We start from the raw sequence: 24,163 nt of genomic DNA on the forward strand, positions 1-24,163 counted from the left end.
CGTATAATAGTGTAGGAGGAGGGAATTTATGACATTAGAACAATTGATTCACCAACATTTAGAAGAGTTGAGTGACTTAGATAAGGATATTTTACAGTTTATTCTTGCCAATCCAGATAAGGTTCAGTCTTCAGGAATCATGGAGCTGGCAGAAATGGTGCATGCTTCTAAATCATCGGTACTGCGAACCACCAAGAAGCTAGGTTTTTCCGGTTATTCAGAGCTGAAGTATTTTTTACGACACTCAGAGGCGAATAATCAAAAAGATACTAGTGAAAAAGATATTTTTGAAAAGCAGTTCGATGATATCAAAAAGACACTAGAATATATGCAATCGATCAATCTCGAACCAATCAATGAGATGATTGACCAAAGTCAAACCGTCTACTGCTATGCGACAGGTTTTTCGCAAAAAAAAGCAATCGATGAATTCTATAAAATGATGCTAAACATGGATAAACGTGTATTGGTTTCACCAAATAAAACAGAACTGGATATGGTGATGCCGATGATTACTAAAAATGATTGTGTAATCGTTGTTTCTTTAAGTGGAGAGACCGATGATATCAAAGAAAATTTGACATCTTTTGAGGTTCGAAAAATTCCTTTACTTGCAGTAACAGCAGTTGGAGATAATTATTTTGCACGGCACAGTACGTATCATCTAAATTATTATTGTGATTTTTTCGTCGTGGGAAGAAGAAAGCAGCAGACGCAATCCTTAATTGGATTAGACTGTTTAATGGATTACTTAATTCGGTCGTATGGCATCTACACATTAAATAAAGGTGACAATCTAAATCAGTAAAATACTTTTTAAAGACAAAGAAGGAGCGAAAGAAATGATAGCGCTTAAATCGATAAAAATTAAAAGAAATATGTTGCTTGGTTATTGGATTATTGTTCCAGTGCTCTTTTACTTCTATTTATTCTTAGTAAGTTTCAACCAGCAAGCAACTATTCAACAACTGATCATTCAGATTCCGGGGCTGACATTGGCATTGCTGCTTTCTTTTCTTACGCTTTTTCAGGCTGCTTGTCTTTACTTCATCTCTTCCCGAACTACAATTTTGGAGAAAAAATTTTTAACATTTAGTTTGTTCCAGCAAATTTTGACGGGAAATATCATTGGTGCAGCTTTGTGCTATTTTATTAATAAATGGTTGTTTGCCGATAAAACACAGATTTCCCATAATACTAAATTTGTGTTTTATTGTGCAACTGGTTTTATTGGTTTGATCAGTATTGTTATTTTGCTGATTGCTATCAAAATGAAGGGAGTATAAGAATGATTTCTTTTTTTAAAAAGAAGGAACCAGCGTTGGTTAGTCCTGTTGAAGGACAGTTGATTCCATTGTCTGAAGTTTCTGATCCAGTATTCTCAGAAGGGATGATGGGACCTGGATTTGCCGTGGAACCGATGGCCGATGAACTTTATTCACCAGTTACAGGTATCATCACGAGCATTTTCCCTACTAAACACGCTATTTGTATCAAAAGGGCCGATGGTAAAGAAGTGTTGATCCATATCGGTATCGACACGGTGGAATTAAAGGGTGAAGGATTTGAGATTTTTGTTAATGAAGCTGACAAGGTGACGCCAAAGACAAAACTAGCGATTGTTGATCGGGCGTTTTTGAAATTGCAAGGAAAAGAAAGTACAATCATGGTTCTGTTTCCTGGAGATACAAGTAGCTATGATATTCAGCCCAAATCAGTTGTAGCTGGCGATGAGGTTTTATAAATAATTTTGAAATGTTCTTGAGTAGAAAAGCAGAGGGTCTGACAGATCGATTGTCAGATCTTTTTTTGTTTTTACGATAGGAAAAAGTTTGATCTATAAGATTTAGGTACTTTGTTTTCTTTTTGTTGATAAAAAGTTTGAACGAAGGCTTTGAGCATCTTTTCCTTTTCTCTCTATGTTTAAATCGTTATACTAAGTTGGTATAGAAAAGAGGGGAAATAGCGTGATAACGTTAGTAGATACAGCAGCGACAGAAAAGCTAGGAAAAATGATTGGCGCAGCAGCGACACCCAGTGATAATTTGGTGTTGACTGGCGACCTTGGAGCGGGGAAAACGACGTTAACCAAAGGAATCGCTCTCGGTTTAGGGATTGATCAGATGATCAAAAGTCCGACATATACAATTATTCGTGAATATCAGCAGGGCAGCTTGCCGCTTTATCATATGGATGTTTATCGTATCGAGTCTGGTGCGGATGATTTAGGTTTGGATGATTATTTTGAAGGGGATGGTCTTTCAGTAATCGAATGGGGAAAACAGTTAGGAGAATACATGCCGGAGGATTATTTAGAATTGATTTTATCTAAAGATGATCAGAATGAAAATTTGCGTCGAGTGAGTTTGAACGCAAATGGAAAACAGGCAGAGGATTTCAAAGCTAGAATTTTGGAAGCGTGGTCTGCCAATGAGTGAAGTTGAGGTTACCTTACGAGAAGCAGTTCCCGATGACGCTGAAAACTTATTACAGGTCAGTCGAAAAATCGCCGAAGAAACAGATTTTTTGATTATGGATGAAGCAGGACTAGGACTGAACGAAGAGCTATTAAGTCTGCAACTTGCGGATCTATATGAGAGTGAGAATAATCTTTTATTGTTAGCACTTGCGGATGAAAAAATTGTCGGTATGGCCTCAGTTAAATCGGCACCAGAATTTACTGTATCGCATATTGGTGAGGTTGGCATCAGTGTGTTAAAAGATTTCTGGGGAATCGGATTAGGAACGGCTTTATTGGATGAAGTGATTTATTGGAGCGAGAACGCGTCACCGCTGCGGCGCTTAGAATTAACTGTTCAAAAAAGAAACGAGCGGGCGATCCATTTGTATCAAAAGTTTGATTTTGTCACCGAAGCAACAATGAAACGGGGAGCACGCGATGCTCAAGGTGAGTTCTTGGAGGTCTTATTAATGAGCAAATTAATTAATTAAAAAAGCGAAGCAGAGCGCTTCGCTTACATTGGTAATACTAATTTTTTTAGCGGATCGACACCAAAATGATCCTCTTGATAGAGTAAAATTTTGGCGCAGGCTCGGCTATCTTCTAAGGCATCATGGTGATGTTCAAGTGGAAGCTCCAGTTCCTCACAAACCGTATTTAGTCGATGGTTCGGCATTTCTGGAAACAGCCGTCGACTCGTTCGAACGGTACAAAGTGAAAGATACGATGGCTGCTCTATCTGGTAATAATCGAGACAGCCAGCTAGAACTTTTGTATCAAAGCCGGCATTGTGAGCGACAATCAAACGGTTGTTTTGATAATAATGCTGAATTTCTTGCCAAACCTCAGGAAATTTTGGCGCATCTTCAACATCTTCAGGATGTATTCCATGGATCTGGATATTTTTCCAGAAAAATTCGGTTTCTGGTTTGATCAACGAATAATATTCACCGACAATTTGGCTGTTTTTTACCATTACGAGTGCCAGCGAACAAGCGCTATGAGCTTGGTAGTTGGCAGTTTCAAAGTCCATTGCGATAAAATTCAACAGGTTCACCTCTTCGCCATTGTTTTAACATATTTTTTTCAGCGGCGAAAGTCTTGCAGGAAAAGCTTCAAACTTTTTAAAGATTGATATCTAATTCTACTGGGCAATGATCGCTGCCGATAATTTCGGTATGAATTTTAGCATCTTGTAATTTTTCTTTTAGGTCATCAGAAACGACGAAGTAATCAATCCGCCATCCAGCATTATTTTTGCGAGCGTTGAAGCGATAGCTCCACCAAGAATAGATGCCTTCTTGATTTGGATAAAAATGGCGGAAAGTATCAATATAGCCACTTTCTAATAAGATACTAAATTTTTCTCGTTCTTGCGGAGTAAAACCGGCATTTTTTTGATTTGTTTTCCAATTTTTTAAATCGATGTTTTCATGCGCAACATTTAGATCGCCGCAGAAAATGACCGGTTTCTTTTCTTTTAATCCGTTTAGATAGTTCAAGAAGGCTTCTTCCCAAGTCATGCGATAGTCTAAACGTTTCAACTCATTTTGCGAATTGGGTGTATAGCAGGTAATTACGTAATATTCAGGATATTCCAACGTAATGACACGGCCTTCTTGGTCATGTTCATCTATGCCAAGACCATAAGCCACGTTTATTGGTTCGTGTTTGGTGAAGATAGCAGTACCAGAATATCCTTTTTTCTCTGCATAGTTCCAATATTCATAATAGCCCGGCAAGTCCATTTCAATCTGTCCGGCTTGTAACTTGGTTTCTTGCAAGCAGAAAAAATCAGCATCTAATTCGTTAAAAACATCCATAAAATTCTTTTTCATCACAGCACGCAGCCCGTTGACGTTCCAAGAAATTAATTTCACAGTTCATTCCTCCATCTATTCAATGATGAGTTAATTGTAACGAAAAAAAGAAAGAAAGCAAAGCTGCAGGTTGCCAGTTCTGCTGAACTTGTCTCGCAAGGGTATGTGCAGTAAATAAATCTATTAATATAAAAAGGAGTCTTACTTATGAAAATCGGAGTTATCGGTATCGGCGGAATCGCACAAAAAGCCTATTTGCCAACGTATGCGAAAATGCGTAAAGAAGCGACATTTATTTTTGCGACTCGCACGGAAGAGGTACGTCAAAAAATTGCGGAAGCGTACAATTTTGAAAACACTGTTGCAACAATCGATGAGTTATTAGCGGAAAAAATCGATGCATGCTTTATCCATGTGGCAACGAAGGTTCATTTTGAAATTGCTAAGAAATGTTTAGAAGCAGGGGTTGCCGTTTTTATCGATAAGCCTGTTAGCGAGAAATTACAGGAAGTGCAAGAGCTGCAGAAATTGGCGAAGGATAAAGAGCTTCTGTTCATGGTAGGATTTAATCGCCGATTTGCACCGATGGTCGAACAATTAAAACAGCTTCCGGAAAAGCATATTATTCATTTAGAAAAAAATGAACCGAATCATGCGATGAACACACAGTATGGTATCTACGATTTGTTTATCCATTTGGTGGATACGGCGGTTTATTTATTGGACGATGAGGTCATGAGTGTTCATTCCAAAATTCGTGAAGAGGCTGGACAGATGACCTATGCGCAAATGCAGCTTTCAACTGCGACAGCGGAATGTATCTTGTCGATGGACCTGATGAGCGGTGGAAAAATGGAACGTTATCAAGTCAGCTCATCTAAACAAACGATGATTTTAGATCAATTAACGGAACTAAAAATCAAGCGCGGCCAGACTGAAGAGAGTCAACGATTTGGCGATTGGACAACTACTTTGGAAAAACGCGGATTTGAACAATTGGTGATCCATTTTATTGCAGCATTAAAGGGCGAAGAGGTTGATTTGCGTCAAAAAAATATTTTATTAAGTCATGAGCTGTGCGAGCAAATGCTGCGTCAGCACGTCCGCCATCAGCTATAGGGGGTGGCAAGTTTTTTTGTCGCGTGCTAAAATAGCAAGGATGTTTGAAAAATTTACCCGTTGTGAACGAGAAAGGCTTATCAAAGTGAAAACAATAGACTTAACGAATGCATTACCTAATTTGAAAATCCTTTTGGATGAACCTTTAATGAATTATACTTTTACAAAAACCGGCGGACCTGTAGACGCTCTAGCATTTCCGAAAGATAACGAAGAAGTGAAGGCTTTGGTCGATTATTGTCGAGCGAACGATATTCCATGGATCGTTTTAGGAAACGCCAGCAATCTGATTGTCAAAGATGGCGGAATCCGTGGTGTCGTGATCATGCTGACCGATATGACTACGATTCGTGTGGAAGAAACTACGATTACTGCTCAAGCTGGAGCAAAATTGATCGACACGACATACGTGGCTTTGGACCATTCTTTGACCGGTTTTGAATTTGCTTGCGGCATTCCCGGAAGTATCGGCGGAGCGGTTTTCATGAATGCAGGGGCTTATGACGGACAATTGGAAGATGTCTTTGAATCCGTGGACGTGTTACTAGCTGACGGAACATTTGAAACTTGGCACAAAGAGCAAATGCATTTTTCTTATCGCCATTCAGCAATTCAAGATCAACCGGCGATCGTACTAAGCGCCAACTTCAAGCTGACACATGGTGATCATGATCAAATTGAAAAACGCATGACCGAATTAACGGAATTGCGTGAATTGAAACAGCCGCTGGAATATCCTTCTTGTGGAAGTGTTTTTAAACGTCCAGTTGGACATTTTACTGGAAAATTAATCCAAGATGCAGGACTGCAAGGCTTGATTTGGGGCGGAGCTCAAATCTCTGAAAAACATGCAGGCTTCATCGTGAACATCAACAACGCGACAGCGACGGATTATATCGAATTGATCGCTCATATCCAAAAGACGATTAAAGAAAAATTCGATGTGACCTTGGAAACGGAAGTCCGTATCCTTGGTGAAGAACCTAAACAATAAGAAAATGCTAGCTAGAAATCATTTTTGACTTCTAGCTAGCATTTTTCTATTTTTTCATTAATCGTAATAAAACGGCGGATACACCCATTGTTGCTATACCGGCCACGATTGCTTCGACTAAACCACTCCCGAAAATTATGCCTAAGATGACGCCGTAAACGGCATCCGCAGTGACTTGTAAAACATTCGCATAGCTGTCTTTAAAGAAGAAAAAGATCAGGTTCATCACTAAAATAGTGTTCGTCAATGAACCAGCTACACCGGCAATGAACAGGCTAACAGGTCGTACTTTTTCTTTCATCAAGCGGTGAAGTCCTTTATAAACGAAGTAAGGGACAACACCAATTAAAATACGAGGAATAATTGCTACGATGACAGCTCGCCAGTCACCCTGATTCGTCAATGGATTGGCGATAAAAGGTGAAAAGACAAAGGACATCGGCGTGATAATAACCGTTGCTCTGGCTAGACTGATGACGCCAAAGACTGCGCCTAGTCCGGCACCGATACGAGGCCCTAATACGATCGATGCAATAATGACTGGGATATGCATCGTTGTCGCATTAATTGGACCAATTGGGATAAAGCCAAGGGGAGTGACCGCTAGGATAATCATGATTGCTAAAAACATCGCGGTCAAAGTAAAGCTTCTTACATTTTTCTCTTTCATTAGTTACTCCTTCAGTGTCGAATTTACAATATGAACGATTTCAGAAATATCTGCTAAAGCCCCGCGCCCATAATCGCCGCAAGCCAACAAAGCCTCTCTTGGCTCAATTTCTTGATAGCCGACTTCTTTGAGAGTCGCTAAATTTCGTTGAACGATTGGATTTTGATACATATAAGTATTCATTGCTGGTGCGATAATTTTTGGTGTATCAGGCAGCAACGCTAGAGCTACCGTTGACAATAGATCGTCTGCGATGCCATTAGCTAATTTTCCGATGATATTTGCAGATGCAGGAGCAACTAAAAATAGATCCGCTGCTTTTGCTAGTGCAATATGATTGATCAAGGCCGCATCGGGTTCTTCCATTACATCAAGATGAACAAGGCGATGCGACAATGATTGGATCGTTAAGGGTGTAATAAATTCCGTGCTGCTTTTGGTCATTACGACATCCAAGTTATAGCCGAGTTTAGTTAATTGATTGGTAATGTCGGCTGCTTTATAGGCAGAGATACTTCCGCTGACACCTAATAAAATGTTTTTCATTTTACTTCCTCCAGTTTCATGACTTCTTCTTTAATCAGTTCAGCGATTTCCGTTTTTGTGTGTGCTTCTTTGATTTTGTGCTGTTTATTGATGAGGTAGCCATGATGCTTCTCATCACGAATCTCAGCTAAATCATTGGCTAAGATAAAATCAGCATGATTCTTTTCGAGACTCGCTTTGGCAACATTGAGTAATTCGATCATCGGTACGTCAACCAATAGTTTAAACCCAACTAAGATCGTTTTGGGTTGCAAATTTTTGATCAAAGAAATAATTTTTGGATTTTTCTTTAGGACAACTACTAAATGATCGGTATCAGAAGAGATCTTTTTTTCTGTCCGTTCATTGGCAATATCAACTAAAGCTTTCGGCAAATCCGCAGGTTCTTTGGCAATCGCTGATTCTAAATCTTCAAGAGTAACTGAGCTTTCAGGGGTAAAATCACTGACAGCCATGCTGTGAATTACCGCATCATAAGTATTAGCGGTCATTAAATCTTTTAAGGTTCTTTCTAAATCAGCCGTTGAATCAATCAAATGAAAGTGAATCATTTTTCCTTCTGGTTTGACAGCGTTACGGGTGGTGATCAGGTCGATCACTACATCTTCTTTGGCAAAGCTTTCTGCGATCGCCTTGCCTAGTTTTCCGCTGGAATGATTGGTAATCGCGCGCACATCATCGATTTTCTCTGAGGTACCGCCTGAAGTAATTAGGATTCTCACTAATTTTTTCCTCCTAAAGCAACAATCGTACGTCCTACATGCTTTCCTGCTAGCAGAGCATCTGCTGTTTCTTGTACTTGCTCTAATTCAATTTGCTGAACTTTGAAGTTGGCTGGCAGAGACCATTCATTTGCCATTTTATTCCAAAGCTTTTGTCGTTGTTCCATCGATGCTTCAACCGAGTCGATGCCTAATAAGTTAACACCACGTAAAATAAAAGGCAAGACCGTTGTATTCAACTTGATTCCGCCGGCATTTCCGCAAAGGGCCAAGCTGCCGCCGTAGTTAACAAAAGGAAGGACTTGAGCAAGCGTATCACCGCCAACAGTATCGACTACATAATCAAAGAGCTGTTTATTTAATGGACGATTCTTTTCAGGAAACAATTCAGCAGGTGAGAGAACAGAAGTCGCGCCTAATTCTTTCAAATAATCGCTTTGATCACTCTTGCGACTTAAAGCGACGATCTCTTTGCAGCCGATTTGTTTGAGAAAGTGCAGAGCAAAACCGCCGACACCGCCAGTTGCACCCGTAACAAGAACTCGACTGTCTTTGTTAAGTCCATGATTTTCCAAAGCATCTACAGATAAAGCGGCTGTAAAGCCGGCAGTTCCGAAAGTCATTGCTTGTTTTGGTGACAAATTTTCTGGGAGTTTAACGACCCAAGAAGCAGGGACTACTTCTAAATCACTTAAACCGCCATCTTGTTTGACGCCTAATCCGTAACCAGTCACTAAGACTTGATCATCCTCATCATAACGCGCATCTTTCGTATCGATGATTCTTCCTGCCAAGTCGATTCCAGGTGTCATTGGATAATCACGTAATACGCCCGTGTTGGCTTTAGTTGCCAAGGCATCCTTATAATTGATTCCGGAATAGCTCACTTCAATCAATACTTCATTTTCTTCAATTTCTGGTTTAGAAAAAGCCTCAATCTCTGTGTGAAGGTTTTCATCATTCATTACACGTAAACGGCGATACTCAGTCATGTTTCATCCTCCTGATTCTCTTTTAATGGTTTGTTTTTGATTGGGACAAATCCCATTTGTATAAAAAGTTTTATAGCCTTCTTAAATAGAGTAACCTGCGAGACGTTGGACTCGTAAAATCGGTTACTACTATCTTAGCGAAAATGAAGGAAAAAGCAAATTTCTTTTCTCTTTTATTTCCATAAAACTCTCCTAAGAAAATGGTTTTAAATGCTTGATTTTTAGTAGAAAGTTCGTATACTTGAATAGTGCTATTAAACAATAAGTTTACTATTAGCAAACATTGTGAAAAAGATCAAAGGACTGCGGCTTAGTCCTATTTTCTGAAGAAAATGATTACGAATAGGGAGTGAGACTATGGATATTGGTGAGAAGCTGCGCAACTTACGAATTCAAAAAAATTTAACACAAGAGGAGCTAGGGGAACGAACCGATTTATCCAAGGGATACATCTCTCAATTAGAGCGTGATCTGAGTTCTCCTTCTATGGAGACTTTTTTTGATATTTTAGAAGTTTTAGGTGTTACACCGGCTGAATTTTTTAAGCAAAAGACGAATGACCAAAAAATTGTTTATAAAGAAGAAGACACAACTTTTTACAGCGATGAAGAACACGGCTACCAGATTAAATGGCTGATTCCCGAATCGAACGAAAAGGAAATGGAGCCGATTTTATTGACGCTGGATAGAAAAGGCCAGTATAAGCAGTTTACTCCTTCGTTATCGGAGACGTTCATTTATGTATTAGAGGGCAAGGTAGCTTTGCAGTTCGGTGAAACATTATATGAAGCGGAAAAAGGTGAAAGTATTTATTACGAAGCCAGTAAACCGCATCGGTTACAAAATCAGGCGTCAGGAATCAGTAAAGTTTTGATCGTCGCCACAGAATCTTACTTATAGAAGGACGTGAAGTCATGCCAAACACAATTATCTCTTTTAAAGATGTAATCAAACGATACGACGATGATGATCCCGTATTGAAAAAAATAAATTTTGATATCGAAGAAGGGCGCTTTTATACATTATTAGGGCCTTCCGGCTGTGGGAAAACCACGATCCTAAGAATTATTGCCGGTTTTACAGATGTGAGCGAAGGGGATATTTTTTTTGAAGGAAAACGAATGAACGATATTCCCGCTAATAAACGTCAAGTCAATACAGTATTCCAAGATTATGCGCTGTTTCCTCATATGAATGTTTTTGAAAATGTTGCTTTTGGGTTGAAAATCAAAAAGCTGTCAAAAAAGGAAATTGAAAAGAAAGTCCTAGAAGCTTTGAAGCTGGTTCAACTGCCCGGCTATGAGAATCGTGAAATTACCGAAATGTCTGGTGGACAGCGTCAACGGGTAGCAATTGCGCGAGCCATCGTGAATGAACCGAAAATTCTACTATTAGATGAACCATTATCTGCATTGGACCTAAAATTACGGACAGATATGCAATATGAACTACGTGCCTTGCAAAAACGTTTGGGCATTACCTTTATCTTCGTGACTCATGACCAAGAAGAAGCGCTGGCTATGAGTGATGAGATTTTTGTTATGAACAAGGGGAAGATCGTTCAAAGCGGAACGCCTGTCGATATCTATGATGAACCGATCAATCATTTTGTTGCGGACTTTGTTGGTGAGAGCAATATTGTTGCCGGTGAAATGGTAGAAGATAATTTAGTTAAATTTGTCGGCAAAACATTCGAGTGCGTTGACGGTGGGATGCGTCCAAACGAACCCGTTGAAGTTGTTTTGCGGCCGGAGGATTTGACCTTAACGACACCTGAGAATGGAAAATTAGTGGTGACTGTCGATACGCAATTGTTCCGCGGGGTTCACTATGAGATGAACTGTATTGATGCGGACGGCAATGAATGGATGGTCCATTCGACGAGAAAGGCCAAAAAAGGCAGCAAGGTTGGCCTGCATTTTGAGCCGGAAGATATCCATGTGATGCGTTTTAATGAAAGTGAAGAAGATTTCGAAGCGCGCTTAGACAGCTACGAAGATTAGGGAGGGAAGTAGACAATGAAAAATATGCGTCGTTTTTATTCGATCCCTTATTTCTTTTGGCTGCTATTTTTTGTAATTGCACCAGTAATGTTGATCGTGTACCAGTCGTTTTTTGACATGCACGGGAATTTTACGTTAATGAATTACCATACTTATTTGACATCAAAAACGTATTTGATGATGACGGTCAATTCCGTGTTGTTTGCTTTTTTGATTACGTTGATGACACTGTTGATCAGCTATCCGACAGCGTACTTTTTATCGAAATTAAAGCATCGTCAATTGCTGCTGTTACTCGTTGTTTTGCCAACTTGGATCAATCTATTATTGAAGGCTTACGCGTTTATCGGAATCTTTAGCGCCAATGGTTCGGTCAATGATTTTTTAAGTTTTATTGGAATTGGGCAAAAGCAGCTGTTGTTCACGGATTTTAGTTTTATGTTTGTGGCGGCTTATATCGAGCTGCCGTTTATGATCATGCCGATTTTTAACGCCTTGGAGGAAATCAATCCTTCTTTGATCAGTGCGAGTCGCGATCTGGGGGCGAATAATTTTGATACTTTCCGTCGCGTGATTTTTCCGCTTTCATTGAATGGGGTCAAAAGTGGTGTGCAGGCAGTCTTCATTCCATCACTATCTCTATTCATGTTGACGCGTTTGATCGGCGGGAATCGAGTGATTACTCTAGGAACAGCGATCGAAGAGCATTTCTTAGTCACTCAAAATTGGGGCATGGGTTCTACGATCGGCGTGATTTTGATCGTTGCGATGTTTATCGTAATGATGCTGACTGGTGAAAAACGTAAAGGAGGTCGGGTGAAATGAGAAGAAGGAAATTTTCTTGGTCAACACTCTATTTGATTTTTGTGTTTGTTTTGTTATACATCCCGATTTTTTATTTGATTTTTTACTCCTTTAATCAAGGCGGGAATATGAGTTCTTTCACCGGCTTTACTTGGGAGCATTATCAAAGTCTGTTCTCAGATCGGCGTTTGATCAGTATTGTAGTGCAGACCTTTGTATTAGCTTTTTTGTCAGCACTGCTGGCGACAGTGATTGGAACTTTTGGCGCGATGGGGATCTATTATACGCGAAAACGTAATTCGCGAAATGTTCTGTTGGGTCTAAACAATATTTTGATGGTATCTCCGGATGTTATTATTGGTGCCAGCTTTTTGATCCTATTTACGATGCTTGGCGGTGTTTTGAAAAATTTCCAGCTGGGCTTTGTTAGTGTCCTTCTTTCGCATATCGCCTTTAGTATCCCAATTGTGGTATTAATGGTGCTGCCAAAATTGAAGGAAATGAATGATTCCATGATTGATGCGGCTCGTGATTTGGGTGCCAATAATTTTCAAGTTTTGTCGAATATCATATTGCCGTTTTTAACACCAGGAATTATTGCAGGATATTTTATGGCCTTTACTTATTCGCTGGATGACTTTGCGGTAACATTTTTTGTGACAGGGAATGGCTTCACGACTCTTTCTGTGGAGATATATTCGCGAGCACGACAAGGAATTAGTTTAGAGATCAATGCGCTATCCACACTTGTCTTTATTTTCTCACTACTATTAGTTGTTGGTTATTACTTTATCAGCCGCGACACGTCGAAAAAGGCTCGGAAACGTAAACGTGAGTTTGAGGAGGTGGCAGTACTCAAATGAGAAAATTACAATCACTCTTTATCGGTGTTGTTGCCATTATTCTCCTGCTGAGCTTTATGGTCGTTCGTTTGAACCATTCGTCTAATGCCAGCTCCAAAGTGTTGAATATTTACAATTGGGGGGACTATATTGACCCTGAACTGCTCAAACAATTTGAAAAGGAATATGGCTACAAGGTTAATTACGAAACCTTTGATTCCAACGAAGCGATGGAAGCGAAGATCAAACAAGGCGGAACGGCGTATGATATCGCTATTCCTAGTGAGTACATGATTCAGAAAATGAAGAAAGAGAAGTTGCTGCTTCCTCTGGACCATTCAAAGATTCAAGGTTTAGAAAATATCGATTCTCGTTTTTTAGATTTGGATTTTGATCGTGATAACAACTATTCGATTCCGTATTTTTGGGGAACGTTAGGGATTGTTTACAACGATAAGTTCGTCGCTGGTGATAAAATAAAACATTGGGACGATCTATGGCGGCCGGAATTAAAGAATAATATCATGCTGATTGATGGTGCTAGGGAGGTTATGGGACTTTCCTTAACAACTTTAGGCTATTCGATCAATAGCAAAGATATGACACAATTGAATCAAGCCATCAAGAAATTAAGCAGTCTGACTCCAAATGTTAAAGCGATCGTTGCCGATGAGATCAAAATGTATATGGCTAACGAAGAAAGTGCGGTGGCGGTAACATTTTCTGGCGAGGCCGCGGATATGATGTCGGAGAACGAGCATCTGCATTACGTGATTCCGCCAGAAGGTTCGAATCTGTGGTTTGATAATATCGTGATTCCTAAGACGTCTAAAAATCAAGCAGGAGCTTATGATTTCATCAACTTTATGTTGAAACCAGAAAATGCCAAACAAAATGCAGAATACATCGGTTACTCTACTCCAAACAAAAAGGCGTTGGCGATGCTGCCAAAAAGTATTTCTGGCGACAAGCAGTTTTATCCTGATGATGAAACGATCAGCCATTTGGAAGTGTATAAAGATCTAGGTCCGAAGTATTTGGGGATTTATAATGATCTGTATTTAGAATTTAAGATGTATCGGAAATAGGTTAAAAATATAGATAGACACTACTTATGAATGTGTTCAATCACCAATAGTATTATAGAGTGATTCAATCATGAAACACTGGTCAAATTTCCAAGTCGATTGTTCAAAGGAATGTTGACTAAGGAGAAAAAACAAATTTTTAAGGCAACGTTGTGAGAAGATCGTTTCTTGCAATGTTGCTTTTTTTTGCTGTTAAATAAAAATAATATGAATAAAGAATGGTAAAATTTTCATTTTTTGGTAAAATAGCCCAAACGTTTCAGGAATGGAGGGACGCATTTGAATATTCAAGATATGTTGAAGCTGCCTTCGATGAAGGGGGCTGAAATAATTGCGGGCAAGGAGCAAAGACATCGTTTAGTGACGACGATCTCTGTTTTAGAGGTCTCGGAACCAGAGCTATACAGCCAGATGCCGCTTAAAGGGGAGTATTCTGGTAATGAGTTGGTGCTAACGTCCTTTGCTCAAATTGCAATGGATGTGGAGAAGCAGCTGGAAATTATCGCTATTCTTCATCAGCATAGTCAGTTGGGGATCGTTCTTTATTATGTGGGCCTGATCATTCCTCAAATCTCAGAAAAAGTCATTGCTAAAATGAATGAGCTGGGAATGGTTTTGATTTTGATGCCGATGAACCGGATGGACTTAAGATATAGTGAAGTAATATCTGAGGTGTTGTCTTACATCAATGAAGAAGAAGAGGAGCTGGATCAGCAAAAAGCTATTTTGCTGGAAACAATTCGTCAGTTACCCGCGCCGCATCAAATCGAAACGGGTTTGAGTATTTTATCAGATAAATTGAAATGCAGTCTATTCATCATGAGTGATGAGAATGAGGTTTTATTATCAAAAGCTTGGCCCAGAAGTTTAGATTCGGCTTTACGTCAGGCTATTGCCCGCAGAGAAATAAACATTGCGAAAAAGAATGACCCTGTTGAGTTAAATCAAGTCATTCATTTTCAAACGGCTCTTTCTTTGGAACTGCCTACATTGAGTCATTCATATTTTTTGACTTTATTTAGAAAAAAACCATTGACCGAAAATCAGCTTGCTGGAATCCAAACAATTGTTGAAAAAACTATCAAGTATTTTGGTGAAGAACAATTATTGAATACAGGGCAGCAGTTCTTCGCTGCCTGTCAAACGGGAGACTTTTATACTGCTGCAATGTTAGCTCAAAAAGCTGGAATTGATGTGGAGGAGCCGCTGATATTGTATTGCTTACAAAGAAAAAAAGAGACGGCTGATATGTTTTCCTACCAAAAGCTAATCAGTTATAAAGAAAGAAATCGGGAATGGATCGTGGGAAATAAGAAAGCAAAAAGTGTTCATCCTGTTTTCTCATTAGATGATCCGGCAGCCGATCTTCTTTTTATCAGCAAAGAACTCTCGGGAGTGACAAGAATTGCTCAACAAATGAAGTTAATAGAAGACCATATTCAAGAAGCAAAGCAGGTTTTTCCTAAGAAAAATTGCTTTTACGCGGAAGATTTATATTTGTTGGAGGATGTGACGCGAGAGACGGATTCAATTTCTTTGGAGCGTTATCTTGATAATGAGTTGCTCGAAACTTTAGCGGTGTATTTTCTAGATTGCAACGAGAGTATAAAAGATACTTCTGATTTACTTTTTTTGCATAATAATACGATTAAGTATCGATTGAAGCGTGCTCAGGAACGGTTGGAGTTATCTTTTTCGCAGACTGCTTCTCGCTATATACTGATAAAAAATTTGATTTATTACCGAAAATATAGAGATAAACATTAATATCAAGCCCGCTTTGTCATTTTGGACAAAGGGGCTTCTTATATTTTGTCTTAATAACATAGTCATAAATTTCTCACTTCGCTATAATGATAAAATATTTATTTGTCAGAATATTCAGAAATGAGGGGGATAAATGGAAGAAGTAGTGGAAACAAATTCGGGAAATTACGAAAGAGAACGGGTGCCAGAGAAAGACCGGAAACGCTGGTTATCTATCAGCATGGTTTGGATCGCTATCGGGATCGATCTATCTGGTATGTTCATGGGTGTTGCTTTGGCTCAGGGAATGGCCTTTTGGTCAGCAATTTTAGCAGTAATGATTGGTTCAGTTGTTTTAGGTGTCTTAGCGATCGGGACAGCTTATATTGGCGCAAAGGCGGGATTGTCTACGGGAATGATCTCACGAGTTGCTTTTGGTAAAAATGGCGCTTCGTTGATGGGAGCGATCATGGGGATTTCGTCGCTTGGCTGGTTTGGCGTGCAGATTGGTTTCTTTGCTGAAAATATAGGCGCTGCGATCCGTCAATTGACGGGAACGAATATGCCATCATGGTTACTATCATTGATTGGCGGGAGTCTCATGATGTTATCTGCTTTTTGGGGCTATCAAGCAATCGAAAAGCTGTGCACTTATTCAGTTCCTTTATTGGCAGCGTTAATCATTATTGCGACCATCATGTCACTGAACAACAATGGGTCATCAGGTTTGACTAGTCCACCGCAAGGAGCGCCGATTTCATTTGGTTTGGCAGTTTCATTAGTCATTGGTGTCTATATGGTCGGAGTTGTTATGGCGCCTGATGTGGCAAGGTGGGCGCAAAGTCCTAAACAGGCGATGATCGCGGGCTTTGTCGGGTTTACGATCGGCAATAGCTTTATGATCATTATTTCATTGATTTTAGTTAAAGTGATGGATACGGCAGATCTTACCGCAGTATTTTTCGCTTTGGGGTTGGGGATTCCTTCCATTTTGGTTCTGACCTTGGCTCAGTGGACAACGAATACGAATAATCTCTATTCCGCATCTTTAGACTTTTCAATTGTTTTTAAAAGAGCCAATCCTAAAGTCATTACAGTCATTTGCGGAACGTTAGGTATTTTGATGGCGATGTTTGGAATCTATGGTATGTTTGAGAACTTTTTATCCATTATCACTGTACTGGTTTCACCGATTGCAGGGATATATATGATCGATTATTTCTTTTATAGAGAAAAGTACGATTTTTCATATGAAGAAAAATTAAAGAATTATTACCCAACCTCGCTTTTTTCATGGCTGGTGGGAAGTACGATAGCGTTTATGACTAGTCAGCCGCCTGCTGGCTTTGGTTTATTCACACTAACGAATGTTTCAGCATTGGATGGTATCTTAGCAGCGGGAATCTGCTATTTCATTATTACGAAATTAACTAAAGGACGGGAATAATTCATGAAGTGGATTACTGCAGAAGATTTAGAAAATATTGCGATTGGCGCGACATTGTTAGGAACCGGAGGCGGAGGTGATCCCTTTGTCGGTAAACTGATGGCGTTGCAAGCAATCCAGAAATATGGACCAGTCAAAGTTTTAACGGTAGATGAGCTAGATGATAAGGCATTAGTGATGCCCGTAGGATCTATCGGTGCGCCTTCTGTTTCTAATGAAAAAATCGCCTCCGAAGAAGAGGTTTATGCTCCGGCAGAAGTTCTGAAGGATTTTTTCCCTGAACGGACACAGGCGATCATGCCAATTGAAATTGGCGGAGGCAATTCATTATTACCGATTGCTTGTGCAGCTAAAATGGGGCTGCCGATCGTTGATGCTGACGCAATGGGCCGTGCATTTCCCGAGTCGCAAATGGTTACTTTCTTCTTGAAAGGTTATCAACCTGAGATCGTTGCGATGGCAGATAGTCAAGGCAATCGAATTGTCTATTATCCGAAAGATGGAGAGTGGTCTGAAAAGATCGCCCGCGCGATTACCGACGTTATGGGCGGAAATGCCAACATGGTCGACAATGTTTTTTCCGGAAAAATCGTTAAAGAATGCGGAATTCGCGGAACATTGAGCTTGGCGAAAGAAATCGGAGAAGAGCTGACAATATTAAATGATTCTGTGCCGCCAGTCCAAAGATTACTTGACCGTTTAAATGGTTTTTCACTTTTTGAAGGAAAGATCAGTCACATTGAGCAAAATGTTGAAGGTGGTTTTACTCGAGGACGAGCAGCGTTTACAGGGATTAATCGCAATAAAGGAGAAGAACTAGAGATTCTTTTCCAAAATGAATTATTACTGGCTAAAAAGGATGGTGCTGTCCTTGCATCTACGCCGGATTTGATCTGTGCGCTGGATTATGAAACCGGACGTCCAATTACAACAGAGACGTTGCGATATGGAGCGCGAATTCATGTGATTGCTCTACCTTGTGATCAAAAATGGCGGACAAAAAAAGGTCTGGAAGTTGCCGGTCCAAAATATTTTGGCTATGAAGTGGACTACCAACCAGTGGAGGAATTGATGGGAGAAAAAGTGCATGTATAGACTAGGGATTGATGTCGGTGGAACAAATACCGACTGTGCGATTTTAGATGAAGACTTGAGATGTATAGGCAAAGTCAAAAGTCCTACGATGGACGATGTCAGTGAAGGCATTGATCTCGCGATACAAAAAGTTTTAAAAGAAACCATGATTCCGACAGAAAAAATCCGTGTTGTGATGTTGGGAACGACTCATTGTACTAATGCAATCGTTCAACGAAAAGAGCTGAGCAGGATCGGGATTATTCGCCTAGCGAAGCCGGCTACGACGGCGGTGGCTCCGATGGTTGGATGGCCAGAGGATCTCGCAAGTAAAATGATGGCACAATCGGCTATCGTTTCTGGCGGTTATGAATATAACGGAAATACAATCGCTGAGATTGATGAAGAAGAAATTCGAGCAGTTTGCCAGAAAATGAAAGGGAAGGTCGAGGCGGTTGCGGTTGTAGGAGTTTTCTCTCCAGTAAATAGTGAGCAAGAGCAGCAGGTAGCAGCGATTGTTGAAGAAGAGCTTCAGGTTCCCGTTACATTATCTAGTGAGATCGGTTCAGTCGGCTTACTGGAAAGAGAGAATGCCAGTGTCTTGAACGCAGCTCTTACACAAACGATCATTCAGATGATCCAAGGTTTGAAACAGGCATTAAGCAATAACCATGTGGCCGCGGATGTGTTTATTTGTCAAAATGATGGAACTTTGATGGATTTAGAAAAAGCACTGAACTATCCTGTGCTGACAATTGGCTGCGGACCAACTAACTCGATTCGCGGGGCCGCACATTTAAGTCAGCTAGAGGATGCTTTAGTGGTTGATGTTGGCGGTACAACTACTGATATTGGAGTTCTAAAGAAGGGATTTCCACGTGAATCTTCCTTAGCAACGCTCATTGGCGGTATTCGAACGAATTTCCGGATGCCGGATGTCCTCTCGATTGGATTAGGCGGAGGTACGATCATTCATTTAGAAGATGAACTTAGGGTTGGTCCGGATAGTTTAGGCTATCGAATTTTACAGGAGAGTCTATCTTTTGGAGGTACCACCTTGTGTGCGACGGATATTGCGATCGCTAATCAAACAAACCATCCGGTTGATGGTGCTGTTTCTCAAAAAATGGAGACTTCATTAATTAATGGTGCTAAGAACAAAATCAGAGAATTGATTGAGGATGCGATCGACCAGATGAAAACAGATAGTCAAGAAATCCCAGTCATTTTGGTCGGGGGAGGAAGTATCATCCTGCCAAAAGAAATGAATGGTGTCTCTAAAGTGATCATTCCAGATAATTATGATGCTGCTAACGCGATCGGAGCAGCATTAGGAGAGGTTTCTGGTGAAGTGAATTCGGTGTATTCATTAGAGAAACAAACGCAAGAGGAGGCAGTGGCTGAAGCGGTAGAGCATGCTGAACAAGAAGCACTTAAAGCAGGAGCTTCCAAAGAATCGCTCAAAACAATTTTTGTAGAGGTCATTCCTTTGGCCTATCTACCAAAGCAGGCTGTCAATATCAAAGTCAAAGTTGCTGGTAAATTAGATTTTGTTATGATTTAGGAAAATTTCATAGTAAGAGAAATTAAGAGTTTAGAAGATGATTGAATGAAATCGATCTTCTAAGCTTTTTTGTGTTGAGAACGCTCTTGTCAGAATATCGAGTAAGAGAAATCGTTCATTTATTGACCAACAAAACAATATAGTAAATGAAAGGTTTTCTATTGAAAGTAAACTTAGGGATCAAACTAACGATATAATCAAACTCAAGATTGGTTTTATCATTTAGTTAACTTGCAACAATACAGAAGCGCTTCTCTGCAACAAGTTCAACGATTGTTGTAGCGACTTGTTGCAACGAAATGTAATATCCAATTTTTAAGCCCACATCTATAATAAGGTCATGATCATGATAACGCTATCAAAGATTAAGGCCTTGATTCCAGATAGTAAGGAAGTGTTTATCATTATGCTTACAAAGAGACAAAAAGAATTGTTAGAGTTGTTGATGCAGCAAAGTGACTTTCAGACAGCGGAGTATTTCGCGGGTCAACTGGGTGTCTCTAAGAGAACAATCCATAACGAGTTAGGGAGTATTGACGAATATCTTCAAAGTTCAGGAGAGTATCTTGAAAAGAAACGCGGAGTTGGTATCGGGTTAAAACGATTCAAAGAAGTTGAAGTGATCAAAGAGAAAAATGAAGGAAGCGACATTTACGATACGTTTAATCGTCGGATCGAAATTTTGAAAATCCTGCTTTTTAAGGAAAAAGTGGTTAGCTTTAACTATTTATCAGATATCTTCATGGTGAGTAAAACTTCTATTATCAAGGATTTTGAGTTCATCATGAAAATTTTGAATGTTGGCTCAGACATCAAATTGTGCAGCGATGTTCATGGAACTTCGCTAATAGGAACGGAAGAAGATGTTCAAAAAGCGATGCTTCAATTTAACCGCTATTTGCTGAGTAATTCTGAAGTTTATTTAGACGAAGATATTGCTGAAAAAATCAAATTATTAAATACCTATTATGGGGAGAGCTTAATTAGTGTTTGCTCAAATATTTTATATACCTATATTCGGGAAAATGTAAATGCCATTTCTGACTATTATGTTCAGAATATCTTAAGTATTTTTATTATCCTAGTTCACCGAATTGCTCAGAGGTATCACATTGAAGAACTAAAGCCGGCAGATTCCACTGAAGCGATGATTTTCTTTGAGGAAAGTGCTGTTCGAATGTTGCATAAAGCAGCTCTGCGCTTAGAGCTGTCCTATACGAATGAGGATGTCCACTATTTGTCCTTGCAATTGATCTCAAATCGCTTCGAAGCTTTACCAGATGACGAAATCGATGAAGTAATTGTTGAACGTTTGCTTTCTAGAGTGTCGGCCGCGTTGAATATTAATTTTGCCAGTGATCAGAAGCTGGAAGAACAGTTGAAAAATCATATTCCGCCAATGATCTATCGTTTGAAATCAAACAACAAAACGGAAAATCCTTTTACTTCTCAGATCAAAAACGAGTTTTCATTGACCTTCAATGTTATTTGGGTCGTGCTCAGTGAGTACGAGGAAGAGTTAGGTATCAGTTTTAATGAAGACGAGATAGCCTTTTTGACCATGTACTTTCAGGCAGCAATCGAACGGGCACGGATGAATCGTAAAATTTTGATTGTTTGTCAAATGGGGATAGCGACCTCAGAATTATTGATCAACCGGATAAAAAGTATTTTACCGTCTTTGGATACGTTTGAAGTTGCTTCGGTAGCAGAGTTAGAGCAAATCGTTTTTGATGAATATGACTTGATTATCTCTACAACAAAAATAGAGATACCTAAAAAAGAAGTCATTCAGGTATCACCATTTTTAACCAAAGAGGATATTGAGCGAGTCAAAACGTCGAACTTTTTGCCGAGTATAGATGGTAAAATCATCGACTTAGTTCGAGCACATCATTTAATAAGATTTGTCGATAAAGAGTTCATTTTTGTAAACACTGATTTTTCTTCTAAGGAAGAATTGATCGAACAGATTGGGACTGCTTTAGCGGAAAAGAATTTTGTAAACCTCCAATTTATTCTAACGGTTCAAGAACGAGAAGCGTTAGGGGGAACAGACCTGCCTTCTGGAACAGCAGTCCCGCATGGAAACTCAACCTCGGTCAATAAAACCATCATCGTAGTGGTCAAGAACAAAAAGAAATTTAAATGGAACAAATACTATGTCGATCTTGTTTTTTTGATTTGTATCGCGAAGCAGGATACTTTTCAAACGAGAAATATTTTGTCTGATATCTATAACATTATCGATAATAGCGAACAACTGAAACAATTACGTAAAGCTGCCTCAAATGAAGAGGTGCTCAGAAAACTTGGGAGTGATTAGTGTGGAGAAAGTGCAGGAAAATGGCAGAAGTGTGATTACAAATGATTTGATTTTTTTGGATAGTGATCTGGATAATCAAGACGAAGTTGTGGAGCATATCGTAGAAGTCGCCGAATTTATTGGCTATGTCGATGATTCAGAAACATTGTATCAAGCAGTCAAGAAACGTGAGCAAGAAGTTTCTACAGCGATTGGCTATGATATTGCAATTCCGCATGGGAAAAATGAAACCGTTTTGCATCCGTTTATTGCTTTTGTCAGAACAAACAAAGCATTTCAATGGGCGACAACGAATGAAGAGAAGGTTCGGCTGATCTTCTTGATCGGTGTTCCAAAAAATAGTGAGGAAACAATGCATCTTAAATTCATCTCACAATTAAGTAAAAAATTATTAGACGAAGCATTCAGAGAAAAATTATTAAACGAAACAGATAAAAATAAAATATACGAACAATTAAGTTCGATTGAAATTTAGGAGGATTTAAAGATGAAAGTAGTAGCAGTGACTGCGTGTCCAACAGGAATCGCGCATACCTATATGGCACAAGAGGCTATCGAAAAAGAATGTAAGAAACGCGGCTATGAAGTTCAAGTCGAGACACAAGGCAGTATGGGAATTGAAAATGAATTGGAACAAGAAGATATCGATCAGGCCGATGTATTAATTTTAGCAGTAGCAATCGATGTGGAAAATGGCGAACGTTTCGAAGAAAAAATCGATTTGGGTAAATCTTTGTCGGTTGATCCGGGAGACATCATCAAGTATCCAGCAAAATATATTGATGAAGCAGAGAAATTATAAAGGGAGATTATAAAAATGAAAAAACAGAACAAGTTCTTTAAAGACTTGCAGAAAGCCTTCAATACAGGTGTATCTTTCATGTTGCCGTCAGTGGTTGTTGGGGGGATTTTCTTAGCTGTGGCTCTAGCAACTGGGAAAGCCACAGATGCCGGAATGGAGATCACTAGTCCGTTTATGCAAAATCTAAATGATTTGGGTGCGGCAGGTTTTGCGATGATGATTCCATTGTTATCAGGTTACATCGCTAACTCGTTAGCTGGAAAACCTGGTTTAGTTCCAGGTATGATCCTAGGTTTTGTTGCCAATAATCCCATTGGTGAAGGGCAAATAAAGACAGGATTCCTTGGAGCAATGATCATGGGTGTGGCAGCAGGATACTTTGTTCGTTGGTGTAAAACGTGGAAGGTGCCGTCTACTATTCGAACGATTATGCCGATATTGATTGTTCCAGTTGTGACCACTTTTGTACTGGGTATGTTCTATATTTATATCATTGCCGTACCAATTGGTGCAGGGATGGACTGGCTTGTTAAGGTTCTTGGTCAAATGCAAGGCGGCAGCGCACTTATTTTAGGGTTGATCTTGGGTGCGATGACTGCGATCGATATGGGTGGTCCAATCAATAAAACAGCGACAGCTTTTACTTTGGCATTGATGGCAGAAGGTGTTTATGGCCCGAATGGAGCGCATCGAATTGCTTGTGCGATTCCGCCTTTAGCGATGGCTATTTCAACTTTTATCGATCGGAAAAAATATACTCCAGAGGATAAAGACCTAGGTATCTCAGCCTTCTTTATGTCGCTGATTGGTATTACAGAAGGTGCGATTCCGTTTGCGGCGAAAGATATCAAACGTGTTTTACCAGCAATCATCATCGGTAGTGCTGTAGGCGGTGCAATGGGTATGGCGACAGGTGTAGAAGCGTTGGTGCCTCATGGAGGATTTATCATCTTACCGGTTGTTAATGGCAAATTGTGGTACGCTCTTTCAATCATTGTTGGCGCAGTTATTTCAGCAGTTATTTTGCATTTCACTAAGCCAAGTTTAGTTGATGAAACAACGAAAGAAAAGAAGAAAGAAACCAATGAACAGATCGAAGTAGCAAAATAAACTTCAAATATTTGTGACGACAAAGGAAAGTGC

The 24,163-nt window shown here is 39.7% G+C and carries 26 protein-coding genes; 20 read left to right on the forward strand and 6 right to left on the reverse strand.

Going from position 1 to position 24,163, the window contains the following annotated elements; translation table 11 throughout:
- Positions 1-28 precede the first annotated feature (28 nt).
- The 5 genes from FFR60_RS12115 (at position 29) to FFR60_RS12135 (ending at position 2,952) form a co-directional block, all read left to right on the forward strand.
- Positions 29-808: a MurR/RpiR family transcriptional regulator gene (locus FFR60_RS12115; RefSeq protein WP_088932110.1), complete on the forward strand. Its 780-nt coding sequence runs from the start codon at positions 29-31 to the stop codon at positions 806-808.
- A 34-nt stretch (positions 809-842) separates the two neighbouring features.
- The gene (locus tag FFR60_RS12120) at positions 843-1,286 is read left to right on the forward strand and encodes a hypothetical protein (protein ID WP_137664343.1); all 444 of its coding nucleotides are present in this window, start codon (positions 843-845) and stop codon (positions 1,284-1,286) included.
- A gap of 2 nt (positions 1,287-1,288) precedes the next feature.
- Entirely contained in the window at positions 1,289-1,744 is a 456-nt protein-coding gene (locus FFR60_RS12125; protein WP_137664344.1) for a PTS sugar transporter subunit IIA, read from the forward strand.
- 223 nt (positions 1,745-1,967) lie between these two features.
- Positions 1,968-2,438, forward strand: coding sequence for a tRNA (adenosine(37)-N6)-threonylcarbamoyltransferase complex ATPase subunit type 1 TsaE (gene tsaE, locus FFR60_RS12130; RefSeq protein WP_137664345.1), 471 nt, complete (start codon positions 1,968-1,970; stop codon positions 2,436-2,438).
- The gene (locus FFR60_RS12135) at positions 2,431-2,952 is read left to right on the forward strand and encodes a GNAT family N-acetyltransferase (RefSeq protein ID WP_137664346.1); all 522 of its coding nucleotides are present in this window, start codon (positions 2,431-2,433) and stop codon (positions 2,950-2,952) included. The genes tsaE and FFR60_RS12135 overlap by 8 nt, the downstream gene beginning before the upstream one ends.
- Before the next feature lie 23 nt (positions 2,953-2,975).
- Here FFR60_RS12135 and FFR60_RS12140 read toward each other — a convergent pair whose 3' ends face one another.
- Both FFR60_RS12140 and FFR60_RS12145 read right to left on the reverse strand, forming a co-directional pair.
- Positions 2,976-3,509, reverse strand: coding sequence for a 3'-5' exonuclease (locus FFR60_RS12140; protein WP_137664347.1), 534 nt, complete (start codon positions 3,507-3,509; stop codon positions 2,976-2,978).
- Between the two features lie 76 nt (positions 3,510-3,585).
- Positions 3,586-4,341 (reverse strand): exodeoxyribonuclease III, encoded by a 756-nt coding sequence (locus tag FFR60_RS12145; RefSeq protein ID WP_137664348.1) that lies wholly within the window; start codon positions 4,339-4,341, stop codon positions 3,586-3,588.
- A 147-nt stretch (positions 4,342-4,488) separates the two neighbouring features.
- Between FFR60_RS12145 and FFR60_RS12150 the strand changes: the two genes are divergently transcribed.
- Together FFR60_RS12150 and murB are read left to right on the forward strand one after the other, a co-directional pair.
- Complete coding sequence (locus FFR60_RS12150; protein WP_137664349.1) at positions 4,489-5,400, forward strand: Gfo/Idh/MocA family protein; 912 nt, start codon at positions 4,489-4,491, stop codon at positions 5,398-5,400.
- 40 nt (positions 5,401-5,440) lie between these two features.
- Positions 5,441-6,394: a UDP-N-acetylmuramate dehydrogenase gene (gene murB, locus FFR60_RS12155; protein WP_371853374.1), complete on the forward strand. Its 954-nt coding sequence runs from the start codon at positions 5,441-5,443 to the stop codon at positions 6,392-6,394.
- 46 nt (positions 6,395-6,440) lie between these two features.
- Here the strand turns inward: murB and FFR60_RS12160 are convergent, their stop codons facing one another.
- Genes FFR60_RS12160 through FFR60_RS12175 form a run of 4 tightly spaced genes read right to left on the reverse strand, consistent with a single transcriptional unit; the run spans position 6,441 to position 9,324 of the window.
- Entirely contained in the window at positions 6,441-7,064 is a 624-nt protein-coding gene (locus tag FFR60_RS12160) for an ECF transporter S component (protein ID WP_137664351.1), read from the reverse strand.
- Positions 7,065-7,067: 3 nt separating this feature from the next.
- Positions 7,068-7,610 carry a phosphopantothenoylcysteine decarboxylase gene (gene coaC, locus FFR60_RS12165; protein ID WP_088932118.1) on the reverse strand — a complete coding sequence of 181 codons (543 nt, stop codon included), beginning with the start codon at positions 7,608-7,610 and terminating at the stop codon, positions 7,068-7,070.
- On the reverse strand, positions 7,607-8,332 hold the full coding sequence (locus FFR60_RS12170; protein ID WP_137664352.1) for a phosphopantothenate--cysteine ligase: 726 nt from the start codon (positions 8,330-8,332) through the stop codon (positions 7,607-7,609). The genes coaC and FFR60_RS12170 overlap by 4 nt, the downstream gene beginning before the upstream one ends.
- A complete protein-coding gene (locus tag FFR60_RS12175) occupies positions 8,332-9,324 on the reverse strand; it encodes a YhdH/YhfP family quinone oxidoreductase (RefSeq protein WP_137664353.1) in 993 nt (330 codons plus the stop codon). Before FFR60_RS12175 ends, FFR60_RS12170 begins: the two co-directional genes overlap by 1 nt.
- A 357-nt stretch (positions 9,325-9,681) precedes the next feature.
- On the opposite strand from FFR60_RS12175, the gene FFR60_RS12180 reads away from it, so the two are divergent.
- The 13 genes from FFR60_RS12180 (at position 9,682) to FFR60_RS12240 (ending at position 24,130) form a co-directional block, all read left to right on the forward strand.
- On the forward strand, positions 9,682-10,224 hold the full coding sequence (locus FFR60_RS12180) for a helix-turn-helix domain-containing protein (RefSeq protein ID WP_088932121.1): 543 nt from the start codon (positions 9,682-9,684) through the stop codon (positions 10,222-10,224).
- A gap of 14 nt (positions 10,225-10,238) precedes the next feature.
- Entirely contained in the window at positions 10,239-11,327 is a 1,089-nt protein-coding gene (locus tag FFR60_RS12185) for an ABC transporter ATP-binding protein (RefSeq protein WP_137664354.1), read from the forward strand.
- A 15-nt stretch (positions 11,328-11,342) separates the two neighbouring features.
- Positions 11,343-12,152, forward strand: a complete 810-nt coding sequence (locus FFR60_RS12190) for an ABC transporter permease (RefSeq protein WP_137664355.1) — start codon at positions 11,343-11,345, stop codon at positions 12,150-12,152.
- Positions 12,149-12,994: an ABC transporter permease gene (locus FFR60_RS12195; RefSeq protein WP_088932124.1), complete on the forward strand. Its 846-nt coding sequence runs from the start codon at positions 12,149-12,151 to the stop codon at positions 12,992-12,994. Before FFR60_RS12190 ends, FFR60_RS12195 begins: the two co-directional genes overlap by 4 nt.
- On the forward strand, positions 12,991-14,061 hold the full coding sequence (locus FFR60_RS12200) for an ABC transporter substrate-binding protein (RefSeq protein WP_137664356.1): 1,071 nt from the start codon (positions 12,991-12,993) through the stop codon (positions 14,059-14,061). Before FFR60_RS12195 ends, FFR60_RS12200 begins: the two co-directional genes overlap by 4 nt.
- A gap of 279 nt (positions 14,062-14,340) precedes the next feature.
- A complete protein-coding gene (locus FFR60_RS12205; protein ID WP_171004925.1) occupies positions 14,341-15,828 on the forward strand; it encodes a PucR family transcriptional regulator in 1,488 nt (495 codons plus the stop codon).
- Positions 15,829-15,961: 133 nt separating this feature from the next.
- The gene (locus FFR60_RS12210) at positions 15,962-17,254 is read left to right on the forward strand and encodes a cytosine permease (RefSeq protein WP_088932137.1); all 1,293 of its coding nucleotides are present in this window, start codon (positions 15,962-15,964) and stop codon (positions 17,252-17,254) included.
- Positions 17,255-17,257: 3 nt separating this feature from the next.
- On the forward strand, positions 17,258-18,349 hold the full coding sequence (locus FFR60_RS12215; protein WP_137664357.1) for an S-methyl thiohydantoin desulfurase family protein: 1,092 nt from the start codon (positions 17,258-17,260) through the stop codon (positions 18,347-18,349).
- Entirely contained in the window at positions 18,342-19,892 is a 1,551-nt protein-coding gene (locus FFR60_RS12220) for a hydantoinase/oxoprolinase family protein (RefSeq protein WP_137664358.1), read from the forward strand. The genes FFR60_RS12215 and FFR60_RS12220 overlap by 8 nt, the downstream gene beginning before the upstream one ends.
- A gap of 346 nt (positions 19,893-20,238) precedes the next feature.
- Positions 20,239-22,218: a BglG family transcription antiterminator gene (locus tag FFR60_RS12225; RefSeq protein ID WP_249354996.1), complete on the forward strand. Its 1,980-nt coding sequence runs from the start codon at positions 20,239-20,241 to the stop codon at positions 22,216-22,218.
- The gene (locus FFR60_RS12230; protein ID WP_137664360.1) at positions 22,184-22,693 is read left to right on the forward strand and encodes a PTS sugar transporter subunit IIA; all 510 of its coding nucleotides are present in this window, start codon (positions 22,184-22,186) and stop codon (positions 22,691-22,693) included. Before FFR60_RS12225 ends, FFR60_RS12230 begins: the two co-directional genes overlap by 35 nt.
- A 12-nt stretch (positions 22,694-22,705) precedes the next feature.
- Complete coding sequence (locus FFR60_RS12235; protein WP_137664361.1) at positions 22,706-23,020, forward strand: PTS fructose transporter subunit IIB; 315 nt, start codon at positions 22,706-22,708, stop codon at positions 23,018-23,020.
- A gap of 15 nt (positions 23,021-23,035) precedes the next feature.
- Complete coding sequence (locus FFR60_RS12240; protein ID WP_088932141.1) at positions 23,036-24,130, forward strand: PTS fructose transporter subunit IIC; 1,095 nt, start codon at positions 23,036-23,038, stop codon at positions 24,128-24,130.
- The last annotated feature ends 33 nt before the right edge of the window (positions 24,131-24,163 follow it).

The sequence above is a fragment of the Enterococcus hulanensis genome, from assembly GCF_005405485.1.
Taxonomy (GTDB): Bacteria; Bacillota; Bacilli; order Lactobacillales; family Enterococcaceae; genus Enterococcus_A; species Enterococcus_A hulanensis.